This window comes from uncultured Pseudoflavonifractor sp., assembly GCF_944387805.1.
In the GTDB taxonomy this organism is placed as follows: Bacteria; Bacillota; Clostridia; order Oscillospirales; family Oscillospiraceae; genus Pseudoflavonifractor.
In genome coordinates this window covers 1-11,266 of sequence record NZ_CALXGI010000080.1, presented here as the reverse complement: position 1 = coordinate 11,266, position 11,266 = coordinate 1, and the positions used below count along the sequence as shown (strand labels likewise).

Annotated in this window: 10 protein-coding genes; 2 read left to right on the top strand and 8 right to left on the bottom strand. The window is 61.2% G+C overall.

Translation table 11 applies throughout. From position 1 onward, the window contains the following. Positions 1-562: recombinase family protein (locus Q0K06_RS12985; RefSeq protein WP_191540657.1), on the top strand; the 562-nt coding region annotated here is incomplete at its 5' end. A 192-nt stretch (positions 563-754) separates the two neighbouring features. Here the strand turns inward: Q0K06_RS12985 and Q0K06_RS12980 are convergent. From Q0K06_RS12980 to Q0K06_RS12945, 8 genes are all read right to left on the bottom strand, one after another. Next, positions 755-1,297 carry an NADH peroxidase gene (locus Q0K06_RS12980; RefSeq protein WP_294553309.1) on the bottom strand — a complete coding sequence of 181 codons (543 nt, stop codon included), beginning with the start codon at positions 1,295-1,297 and terminating at the stop codon, positions 755-757. A 39-nt stretch (positions 1,298-1,336) separates the two neighbouring features. Beyond that, on the bottom strand, positions 1,337-1,741 hold the full coding sequence (locus Q0K06_RS12975; protein ID WP_294553306.1) for a transcriptional repressor: 405 nt from the start codon (positions 1,739-1,741) through the stop codon (positions 1,337-1,339). A 156-nt stretch (positions 1,742-1,897) separates the two neighbouring features. Further along, a complete protein-coding gene (locus Q0K06_RS12970) occupies positions 1,898-2,509 on the bottom strand; it encodes a DUF4093 domain-containing protein (protein WP_294553302.1) in 612 nt (203 codons plus the stop codon). A 15-nt stretch (positions 2,510-2,524) separates the two neighbouring features. Further along, positions 2,525-3,568 carry a DNA polymerase III subunit delta gene (holA, locus tag Q0K06_RS12965; protein WP_294553299.1) on the bottom strand — a complete coding sequence of 348 codons (1,044 nt, stop codon included), beginning with the start codon at positions 3,566-3,568 and terminating at the stop codon, positions 2,525-2,527. A 25-nt stretch (positions 3,569-3,593) separates the two neighbouring features. Next, positions 3,594-5,852, bottom strand: coding sequence for a DNA internalization-related competence protein ComEC/Rec2 (locus Q0K06_RS12960; RefSeq protein ID WP_294553296.1), 2,259 nt, complete (start codon positions 5,850-5,852; stop codon positions 3,594-3,596). Between the two features lie 40 nt (positions 5,853-5,892). After that, complete coding sequence (locus Q0K06_RS12955) at positions 5,893-6,111, bottom strand: helix-turn-helix transcriptional regulator (RefSeq protein WP_294553293.1); 219 nt, start codon at positions 6,109-6,111, stop codon at positions 5,893-5,895. Positions 6,112-6,593: 482 nt separating this feature from the next. Then, positions 6,594-6,932 (bottom strand): histidine triad nucleotide-binding protein, encoded by a 339-nt coding sequence (locus Q0K06_RS12950; protein ID WP_294553291.1) that lies wholly within the window; start codon positions 6,930-6,932, stop codon positions 6,594-6,596. A 57-nt stretch (positions 6,933-6,989) separates the two neighbouring features. Then, complete coding sequence (locus tag Q0K06_RS12945) at positions 6,990-7,580, bottom strand: TetR-like C-terminal domain-containing protein (RefSeq protein ID WP_294553288.1); 591 nt, start codon at positions 7,578-7,580, stop codon at positions 6,990-6,992. A gap of 208 nt (positions 7,581-7,788) precedes the next feature. On the opposite strand from Q0K06_RS12945, the gene Q0K06_RS12940 reads away from it, so the two are divergent. Next, positions 7,789-11,266: glycoside hydrolase family 3 N-terminal domain-containing protein (locus Q0K06_RS12940; RefSeq protein WP_294553285.1), on the top strand; the 3,478-nt coding region annotated here is incomplete at its 3' end.

Sequence of the window (11,266 nt, the reverse complement as noted above, 5' to 3'; positions counted from 1 at the left end):
AATGCGGGTTGGGTATGTGCGTTGCTCCACCATCGAGCAGAACGAGGCGCGGCAACTCAAAATGATGGAGGAACAGAAGGCCGAAAAACTGTTCATTGACAAGGCGAGCGGCAAGAACACAGACCGCAAGGCGTTCAAGGAAATGATGAGCTTTGTCCGGGCCGGGGACATGGTTATTGTGGAGAGTATTTCCCGTATCGCCCGCAACACCCGCGACTTGCTCTCCATCGTGTCAGAACTGACAGAGAAACAGGTGGAGTTTGTCAGTCTGAAAGAGAACATCGACACCACCACCCCACAAGGCCGTTTCATGTTGACAGTGTTCGGCGCTCTGGCGGAACTGGAACGGGAGAACATCTTGGAGCGGCAACGGGAAGGAATCGCAATCGCCAAGGACGCGGGCAAGTACAAGGGCCGCAAGCCCTTGGAGGTGGACGAGGCGCAATTCAAAGACGCCTGCAAACGGTGGAGGGCCGGGGAGATAACGGCCACCGCCGCCATGCAAGAGGTCGGCTTGAAGCCGAACACCTTTTACAGAAGGGTCAAAGAAATGGGCCTCTGACGGCCCAGCAGAAACGCACAATCCTTTGTGCAACTTGTTGATTTAGGGACACCTTTTACACGGGACACTTTTTCTTGATTCAGAACACAGGCAGACAGCGGCGGGACACCCCGGGGACACCATGCGGGACAAAAAGAGAGGGAGAGGACAATGCCTCTCCCTCCCGGAAACCCTTATTTACAAAGGTTTTGATTAGCCGAAGTAGCGCTTCAGCAGGCCCTCAAAAGCCTTGCCGTGGCGGGCCTCGTCGCGGGCCATCTCATGGACGGTGTCGTGGATGGCGTCCAGGCCCAGCTCCTTGGCCTTCTTGGCCAGCTCGAACTTGCCGGCAGTGGCGCCGTTCTCAGCGTCCACGCGCATCTCCAGGTTCTTCTTGGTGGAGTCGGTCAGAACCTCGCCCAGCAGCTCGGCGAACTTGGCGGCGTGCTCGGCCTCCTCATAGGCGGCCTTCTCCCAGTACAGGCCGATCTCGGGGTAACCCTCGCGGTGAGCCACACGGGCCATGGCCAGGTACATGCCAACCTCAGAGCACTCGCCCTGGAAATTCTCACGCAGGCCCTGCAGGATCTGCTCGTCCACGCCCTTGGCTACGCCGACCACGTGCTCAGCGGCCCAGGACTTCTCGCCGGTCTGCTCCTTGAACTTGTCAGCAGGAGCCTTGCAGATGGGGCAGAACTCGGGAGCGGTCTCGCCCTCATAGACATAACCACAGACGGTGCAGACAAACTTTTTCATGTTGATTTCCTCCTGATTTTATTTTTGTTTTTTGTTTTGTTAACTGATCTGGCTTTTATCCCTGCATGCTGCGCAGGTGCCGTGGAAAACAAGGTCGTGATGGTGAACCTGGAGTCCGTACGTCTCGCTGACCTGCCGATCCAGCCCGGCATCCACCGGAATCTGATGCAGATCAATCACAGCGCCGCAGCAGTCACAGATAAAGTGATTATGCGGGTGGACGTTTGCATCATAGCGCTCCTGTCCGTTGACAACTGCCACACACTGTACAATCCCCTGTTCCTGAAAAAAGTTCAGGTTTCGGTAAACCGTGCCCAGCGACAGGTCCGGATGGGCGGGCTTGAGCCGCTGATAAATCCAGTCAGCCGAAGGATGGATATCAGTGGAGCAGATGGCTTCCAGAATGGCCTCACGCTTTTTGCTGTACCGGATGGTGCGTTCCATACTCGCCTCCTTATCAGTAGTAGTTCTCGTTTGCGTAGTAATCATAGCATACTGGTCGGAGTTTGTAAAGGGGTTTTTTCGCTTTTTCGAAAAAACTTTTTGAACCGAAGGCCGTGCAGGCCCGGCGGCATGTTCCGCCGGGCCTGCACGGCCTTTTTATGTCTTTTTTTCTATCTCCATGTCAGCCAGAGCCCTCTGAACGTCCTCATAAGTACAGAATACATTCAGCGCCTCCAGCATGGCATTGGCCGTCATATGCTCAGGCAGGTCCAGACGGCGGAGCAGCGCCTGGCGTCGCTGGGCGGAGTCCGGCCTGCCGGACAGTCCGGCGGCAAACAGGTCCGCCTTGGTGAGCGCGCGGTGCGGCGTCTGCTCTCCTGCCGCCCGGTCCAGAAAGGTGACTCCCGCACGGCAGAGCGCCTCCTCCAGCACCTGGGGGCGCATCCCCTCCACCCCCAGCTTGCCCTCCTTCCCCGGCTGGCGCTTGCGCCGCTCCTTGCCGAAGAGGTCAGGGATGTAGGCATGCTTCACCTGCCGGGGCGGAATGGCGCCTTTGAGAAAATTGCGGATGACAAAGCCCGCTCCGTCCGAGTCAGTGAGCACCACCAGCCCCCGCTCACCGGCCAGACGGCGGAGCAGCGCGAGCCGCTCACTGTCCTTGAAGATGCCAAATCCCTTCGTCTCAATAATAACGGTATCCACCAGCTGGGAGAGTGTGTTCTTGTCGTAACGCCCCTCCACCACGATGGCCTCTTTGATTTTCAGCACAGCTCGTTCCTCCGTTCATCGCTTCCGGGAGGACGCCCCCGCCAGCTCCAGCAGGAACTGGGTGAGCAGCTCTTCTCCGTCTGCGCCAGTGGACTTCATGGCCAGGTCCATCTCCCCACAGCGGATCACCGCCCGGCGGCACCAGGGCAGAGAGAACCGGCGGGCCGACTGCATCAGCTTCTCCGCCGGATAGGCCGATCGCATACCCCACAGCTCCATCAGATAGGCCGTGCCCCTCCGGTTCTCAATGGCCAGCCGGGCGGAGTAGAGCTGCCGGAGCTGTTTCCCCAGGACAGCCAGAATCTTGATGGGGGCCTCCTGCATGTGGTACAGGTCTCCCAGGACGGCGGCAGCCCGCTCGAAGTTTCCGGCGGCGATGGCGTCGGTCATCTGGAACACCACCGCGTCCAGCTGCGGGGTGGCCACGGCGTCAATGTCCTGCCGGGTAATACGGTAGTTTTTTGCATAGGAGCCGATTTTACCAATCTCCGAGATAAGGCCGTTCATCAGATCCCCGCAGAGGAAGATGAGGTATTTGGCCTCCTCTGAGCCAATGTCGTGGTCTGTGGCTTTAAAGCGGCGGCGCACCCAGTCCACCAGGTCTCCCTGCTCCTGCCGGGCAAAATTGACCACGCTGCCGTGCTCCTTCAGGGATGCGGCCAGCTTGGTGCGGGCGTCCGCCTTGTACTCGATAAGGTCGTAGACAAAGACCAGGCACACATAGTCGGGCAGGTCGGCAAAGAGGGCGGTGAGCCCCTCTTTATCTCCTTTATAGAGGTCGTAATCGCTGACCACGATCAGAGTGCGCGCGCTCATCATGGGCAGGCAGTCCACCATCTGGGCCAGGCGCTTGAGGTCAAATTCCTTGCCCGACATGGTGTGGAGGTTGAACTCCTCCATGCCGGCCGGCAGGAGCTTCTTCTTCATCTGCCCCAGGTAGAAGTCCCGCAGGTAGGCCTCCTCCCCGTGAAACACGTACAAACGGCCAATATTGCCGTCAGCAATATCCTTTTTCAACTTCTGATAGGCGGCGCTGTCCGCCTTTTCCTTTTTTGCCATGGGCTATTCCCCCTTGTGGGTGGATTCAGTCCGCTGCCCGGACGGTAACGGTACCCTGGAGGTCGGTACGCCAGACGGCGCAGCCCGCCTGTTCCAGCCGGTCCAGGGTCTCGGGCGCGGGGTGGCCGTAAGAATTGTACCCCACAGAGATAACGGCGTACTCCGGCATGACCGTCTCCAGCAATTCCGCTGAGGTGGAGTACTTGGAGCCGTGATGGCCCGCCACCAGCAGCTCAATATCGGGCAGGTTTCCGTATTTGATAAGCCGCTGCTCTACGGCGGCGTTCATGTCACCGGTGATAAGGGCGTCAAAGTCCCCCAGAGTGGCCAGGACGGAGAGCCCTTCCTCGTTGCCGCCGCCGGTGCCCAGCGGAGCATAGAGGGTGAGGGACGCGCCGCCCAGCTCCACCGCAGTATCCTCCTCGATAAAGACGATCTCTGTCCCCTTTTCCTCCGCCAGGGCCAGGATCTCCGCCCGGAGGGGATTTTCCGGTTCCACATCCGGCACCGCCAAAGCCGCCACATCCAGCCGCTCCATCAGCTCGGGCACGCCGCAGGCGTGGTCATCGTGGTAGTGGGTCAGCACCAGCAAATCCAGAGTGCTCCGGCCCATGGCCTGCACATAGTCGGCGGCAATGTCCCCCGGGTCCTCTCCGCCGGTGCCGCCGCAGTCCACCAGGGCCGTGCGGCCCCGGGCGGCCAGCAGGACGCTCTGTCCCTGTCCCACATCAAGCACAGTGACGGTCAGCCCTCCGCCCCGCAGGGACAGCATATTGAACATCAGCGCCGCCGCCAGAGTCACGGTGCAGCAGCACACCGGGACAAGGGGCCGGAGCTTCTCTTTGCGGAACAGGACGCAGACTCCAATGACGGCATAGACAAAGAGGATCCAGAACAGGAGATACCGGCCCGCCTCCAGGCTGACCGACGCAAAAGGCAAGCTGCTCAGTCCGTACACAATGCGGTGGAACATCCAGCTCACCGGCTCCGCAAGAGCGGCCAGCACCCCGCCTACCACGGGCAGTACCCCGCCCAGAGCGGCGGCGGGCAGGCACAGGAGGAAAAGCAGGGTGACCGCCCACAGGGTAAGCAGGTTGGCCAGTGGCGAGACCAGGGAGACGGTGCCAAAATACCAGACGGTGAGGGGTGTGGTGAAGGCGGTGGCTCCCAGGCTCATGGTGACGCAGCCCGTCAGGAAGCGGACCGCGCTGTTGTACAGCTTCCGAGGCAAAGTTTTCCCCTTTTTCAGAGGGAAACGGTGGAAAAACTTCTCGTTAAGCCGCCCTGAGATGGTGAGGATACCCACCACCGACAGGTAAGAGAGCTGAAGGCCCACATCCATGGCGGCGTTGGGGTTCTGGAGCAGGAGCAGCAGGAGGGAGAAGGACAGGGCGGTCACCGTGTCCCCCTCCCGGCTCAGCGCGGGACCCAGCAGCAGGAGGATCTGCATCACACCGGCCCGCACCACCGAGGGCACAAAACCGGTCAGCGCCATAAAGGCCAGCACCAGAGGGATAGAGACCGCCGCCATCAGCCTTCTCCGCCGCCTGCGCACCAGCATGGCGGGCAGCAGCACCGCTATGCTGGTGTGCATGCCGGACACGGCCACCACGTGGGCCAGGCCGCAGCGCTTGAGGGCGGTGTAAAACCCGCCGGTCAGGCCGGACCTGTCCCCGGTGGTCAGGGCCAGAGCAAGCCCGGCGGTCTCGTCGGGAAACAGTTCGGCAATGTGCTCCCCCATAGCTCTGCGCCACAGGGCAGGCCAGTACTTTAAGGGCACGGCCTCCGCCGGCGTGACCGCCGGGACACCCTGGGCGCTGGCAGTGAGAAAAACGCCCTTGGCGTAGTAGTAGCCGCTCTTCTCCCCGGCGATGGTGTCCGCCAGCTTGAGCCGGGCGGTGCAGGTCAGGGTATCACCGGGTTTTATATCAGGCACCTCTCCATCATCGGGGTAGAAATAGAGGATGACCTTGAAATCCGGTCCGTCCGGATTCAGCAGCCGCGCCTCCACCGAGATGCTGGACTCCCCCACCTCGGGCCAGTCCGTCGCCTGAGCGGTAACGGTCCCTTCTGTGCCGGCCAGCTGTTCCGCCCGGTACACGGTACACATGTCATAGCCCCAGCTCCACAGCAGGCCCAGAGCCAGTCCGGCGGCGCACAGCACCAGCCGGAGCCGCTTATCCTCCCCCTGCCTGCGCCAGCGGAGCAGGCATATCGCCCAAATCAGGGCGCACACAACCGCCCCGGCCAGCCGGACCGGCCGGGGAAGCAGATAGACCGCCAAAAATACGCCCGCCCCAAAGGGCAGCGCAAAGGAAGCCAGCTTACGCATTTGGCTTCGACGGATTATCAGTACGGCCGAGAATGTAGTCCGTTGAGGTTTCGTAATAATCTGCCAGCTTGATTAACGCCCAGACAGGAATCTCCCGGATTCCCTTCTCGTAGCGGCGGTAAACTTCCGGCCTCATACGCAAGAATGCCGCAACTTCTTTTTGTGTCAGGTCTTTATCAGACCGGATGTCTTCTAAGCGCCGAAAATACATAATATCACCCAGATAAAACTACCAAACGGTAGTTTTATCGAGTGAATAAGAGACTATACGCTCTTTTTATTACATTTTCTGTAAATAATGAACTTGTTGAAGCAATTGCAATCTGTAAAGAAAGAGAGCCGCCAAGAACCTTGGCGGCTCTCCATCCAGTTTTGATAGAATCAACCCGGAGGCCAGGTCACCGCAGCGTTAAGAAAACTTGCCTGCGGCAAGTTTTTAGCGTAGGCCCCGGCGGCTGGGCCGCCGGGGTGGCAGTCACGTCAAAACGCTGGGATTAGCCGGGAGGCCAGGTCATATCCATTCCTTCCAGAACATGGAAATGCAAGTAATGCACGCTCTGGCCCGCCTGCTCAGCCCCAGGCGGAAACCGCCCGGGGTACCCCCTCTATTTTATCTGCTCGGGCGGAGTGAATCCGCCCGGCATCAAGGTTTTGGCCCTGCGGGCCAAAACGCTTGGCGCGGCTCGCAGGCCCTTAGCCCGGAGGCCAGGTCATATCCCTTCCGGCCAGAACATGGAAATGCAAGTGATGCACGCTCTGGCCGGCCTGCTCGCCGCAGTTGGACACCACACGAAAATCAGTAATGCCCAAGTCACTGGTTACCTTGGAGATGACCTCAAAGGCGTGGGCCACCACACCGGAATTCTCCGCGTTGATCTCGCCGCAGGAGCCGATGTGGGCCTTGGGAATCACGAGAAAATGGGTGGGCGCCTGGGGGTCAATGTCGTAGAAGGCATAGACCTGGTCGTCCTCATAGACCTTGTTGGACGGAATCTCACCCGCCGCAATCTTACAGAACAGACAGTCGCTCATGGAACAACCTCCTTCCGGGAAATGTTTTCTTCAGTATAGCATATCCCGGCGGACTTGTCATGCTTTTTTCGCTGCCTGCCGGGCCAGACCGGGCGCCGCCCGCAGCACCGTCTCCGTCAGGCCGCCCAGCAGCGCCGCCAGCTCCGCGGGCTCCATATCGCAGCCCTCCCGCACCCACTGGTGGATCAGGCCGCTGCCCCCCATAAACATGTACTGGAGGATATACTTCCACTCCGCCCCCGCCACAGCCATCTCCGCTCCCGCGGGCCAGGTGTACCGGACGGTTTCCTCCAGTATCCGCCGCTGGAGGGGGGAGTTCACGTCCATAAAATGGCCATTGTAAATCAACAGGGCGAACATCTCCCGCCGCTCCCTGATATAGGCCAGCATGGGCTCGGTCTCCACCCCGCCCGTCCGCACATAGTCCACCAGGGCGTCCACCAGCTCGTTGCCCATTTCATAGTAGAGATCCGGTACGTCCTGATAGTAGGCATAAAAGGTGGAACGGTTGAGCTCCGCCACCTCACACAGTTCCTTTACGGTAATCCGCTCCACCGGCTTCTCCGCCAACAGCTCCAGCAGGCTCTCCCGCAGCAGACGTTTGGTCAGCCGCGTCCGCTGATTCTCCTTTCGCGCCGCTTTCTCCATGCCACGCCCTCCTGTTTCCCATCTTTTTTCATCATTTATGCTTTAATTCCAACATTTTTTCTATTTGTGTCTTAAACACAACGTTTTTAAAAAATCTAATGATTGAAATACAACACTATGTTGAATACAATACAGCATGGGCATAAAAAAAGCAACTGTCTTTTTTATTTTTTGTCTTGTGCCCGGGCAAAATAAAAGGAGAAGGAGCATGGATATGAAAGAAAAGAACACGGCGTCTCCCCGCCCGGCGGGAAAGCTTCCCGTTATCCTGGTCAGCGTGCTGGTGGTCATCGCGCTGATCGTCAACATGGTGTGCATCCAGCTGTACCCCGCCATCAACGCCTTTATGGCGGCCAACCTGAACAGCCGCCTCACCGGCGGCAACGTCACCGCTGAGCAGCTCACCCCCGCCGAGGCCAAGGAGGCCAGCCTGCTGATGGCCCAGGAGCTGGAGGCCGAGGGCCTGGTGCTGCTGGAGAACAAGGACGGCGCGCTCCCCCTGGAGCAGGGCGCCAAGGTCAACTTGTTCGGCTACGCCACCATCTCCCCCCTCTACGGCGGCACCGGCAGCGGCTCCAGCGACACGTCCTCCAACGTGGACCTGATCCAGGGCCTGACCAACGCCGGCTTCACCGTCAATGAGGAGCTGGCCGACTTCTACCGCAACTCTGGCGTCAGCCGCCCGGATCAGAGCGGGTATACCGGCTCCAACTTTACGCCGGTAGAAGTCCCTGTCTCCCAGTACACCGACGAAGTGCTTCAGCAGGCCCGGGACTTCTCCGACGTGGCCGTGGTCATGCTCTCCCGCATCGGCGGCGAGGGCGGCGACCTGCCCGCCGACATGTATGAGGCCGGATACAGCGGCACCGACGACGGCCGCAGCTACCTCTCCCTCACCCAGGACGAGGAGGACCTGCTGGAGCTGGTCAAGTCCCAGGGCTATGGGACCGTGGTGGTGCTCATCAACTCCTCCCACGCCATGGAGCTGGGCTTCCTGGAGGACGAGGGCATCGACGCCGCCCTGTGGATCGGCGGCCCCGGCAGCACCGGCATGAACGCCGTGGGTGAGGCCCTGTCCGGCGTGGTGAACCCCTCCGGCCGCCTCACCGACACCTATGCCTACGACATCTCCTCCTCCCCCGCCTACTGGAACGCGGGCGACTTTACATACAGCAACCTGGAGCGCAACTACGTAGAGTACGCCGAGGGCATCTATGTGGGCTACCGCTTCTATGAGACCCGCTGGATCGACAACGAGACCGGAGTATGCGACGAGGAGGCCTACCAGGCCGCCGTCCAGTACCCCTTCGGCTACGGCCTAAGCTACACCACCTTTACCCAGGAGATTGAGGACTACTCCGACGCCGGCGGCACCATCTCCATGACCGTGAAGGTGACCAACACCGGCAGCGTGCCCGGCAAGGACGTGGTCCAGGTCTACTACACCGCCCCCTACACCGTGGGCGGCATTGAGAAGGCCCACGTGGTGCTGGCCGGCTTCGGCAAGACCGAGCTGCTCCAGCCCGGCGACAGCCAGTCCGTCACCATCACCTTCGCCGCCGAGGACATGGCCTCCTACGACTACCGGACCAACGGCTGCTATGTGCTGGAGTCCGGCACCTATCAGATTAAGCTGATGAACAACGCCCACGACGTCATCGACCAGCGGGAGTACACCGTCTCCTCCACCACCGTCTATGACGAGAGCAACCCCCGCTCCACCGACGTGACCGCCGCTGTCAACCGCTTTGACGATGTGACCGACGGCCAGATCACCCAGTACGTCTCCCGCGCCGACTGGGAGGGCACCCTGCCCACCGCCCGCACCGACGGTAAGACCGCCTCCGACGCCGTGGTGGCCGCCTTCACCAGTGCGCCGGTGTATGAGAACAACCCGGACGACCAGCCCATCACCTTCGCCAACCACGGCCTCACCCTGGAGGACCTGTCCGGCAAGGATTACGACGACCCCATGTGGGAGCAGCTTCTGGAGCAGCTGAGTGTGGAGGACATGACCAATATGATCTCCAACGGCGGCTGGTCCACCCCTGAGATCACCAGCGTGGGCAAACCCGCCACCAATGACCTGGACGGCCCTGCCGGCATCAACAGCCTGGTGAGCAGCCTGCGCGGCGTGTCCTACCCCAGCCAGGTGGTCATCGGTTCCACCTGGAACCAGACTCTGGTGGAGGAATTCGGCCGCACCTTCGGCGCGGAGGCCGTAGCCAACCACGTGGTGGGCCTCTACGCCCCCGGCGCCAACATCCACCGCACTCCCCTCTCCGGCCGTAACTTTGAGTACTATTCCGAGGACAGCCTTCTCTCCGGCAAGCTGGCCGCCGCCACCATCCGGGGCGCTGCCAGTCAGGGTGTGTACTGCTACGTCAAGCACTTCGCCGTCAACGACCAGGAGAGCAACCGGCTCTCCATCTCCGTGTGGACCAACGAGCAGGCCATGCGGGAGATCTACCTCCGGGCCTTTGAGATCGCCGTCAAAGAGGGCGGCACCACCGCCATTATGAGCAGCTACAACTACCTGGGCACTGTCTGGGCCGGCGCTAACCCTGCTCTGCTCACCGGCGTGCTCCGGGATGAGTGGGGCTTCCAGGGTATGGTGGTCACCGACTCTGCCATGGGCAACACCTCCTGGATGGACGTAAATCTGGCCATTCGGGCCGGTGGCGACATGATGCTCTGCCTCATGGGCGTCACCCTGGACAGCTCCAGCAACACCGCCCAGCAGGCCATGCGCACCGCCTGCCACAATATTCTCTACACCCAGGCCAACAGCGCCGCAGTGTCCGCCGCCGCCGACACCTCTCCCTACTGGCTGGTGCTCCTGGTGGTGCTGGACACCGCCGTCCTCTCCGCCGCCCTCTTTGTGTTCCTCAACCGCAGCAAGTGGAAGGACAGCGTGAAGGTTCCCGCCAGAATCGGCATTGTGGTGGTCATCGCCCTCGTGCTGGCCCTCATCTTCTGGGCCGCCTTCTTCCGCACCGGCGGCGTGGCTGCGGCCGACGGCAGCCAGCAGTCCCCTGCCCCCACTGCCTCCGAGTCCGTCCAGCCCACTGAGTCCGCTCAGCCCAGCGACGGCTCCTACCTCACCCTCACCGGCACCGGCGACGGCTGGCTGGTCTGCAACGTGGTCCTCATGAGCGACAATACCTTCACCGTCTCCTTCGACTACAACGCCGAGAACTCCGGCATTCAGACCGACTCCGGCACCTGGGCACTCAACAGCGACGGCTCCATCGCCCTCACCGGAGACACCCGCTCCTTCACCGCCGCCACTTCCGACGGCTCCACCTACACCATGGACGTGGAGAACGTGGAGACCGGCATTGTCTGCACCGTCTCCGGTACTGTCTCCGGCGGCAGCTCCGCGCCCAGCGACGGCTCCTACCTCACCCTCACCGGCACCGGCGACGGCTGGCTGGTCTGCAACGTGGTCCTCATGAGCGACAATACCTTCACCGTCTCCTTCGACTACAACGCCGAGAACTCCGGCATTCAGACCGACTCCGGCACCTGGGCACTCAACAGCGACGGCTCCATCGCCCTCACCGGAGACACCCGCTCCTTCACCGCCGCCACTTCCGACGGCTCCACCTACACCATGGACGTGGAGAACGTGGAGACCGGCATTGTCTGCACCGTCTCCGGTACTGTCTCCGGCGGCAGCTCCG

Coding starts and splice junctions, on each gene's coding strand:
- holA (WP_294553299.1), bottom strand. CDS start 3,568: ATGGCAAAAAAGGAAAAGGCGGACAGCGCCGCCTATCAGAAGTTGAAA.
- Q0K06_RS12975 (WP_294553306.1), bottom strand. CDS start 1,741: ATGGAACGCACCATCCGGTACAGCAAAAAGCGTGAGGCCATTCTGGAA.
- Q0K06_RS12945 (WP_294553288.1), bottom strand. CDS start 7,580: ATGGAGAAAGCGGCGCGAAAGGAGAATCAGCGGACGCGGCTGACCAAA.
- Q0K06_RS12950 (WP_294553291.1), bottom strand. CDS start 6,932: ATGAGCGACTGTCTGTTCTGTAAGATTGCGGCGGGTGAGATTCCGTCC.
- Q0K06_RS12955 (WP_294553293.1), bottom strand. CDS start 6,111: ATGTATTTTCGGCGCTTAGAAGACATCCGGTCTGATAAAGACCTGACA.
- Q0K06_RS12980 (WP_294553309.1), bottom strand. CDS start 1,297: ATGAAAAAGTTTGTCTGCACCGTCTGTGGTTATGTCTATGAGGGCGAG.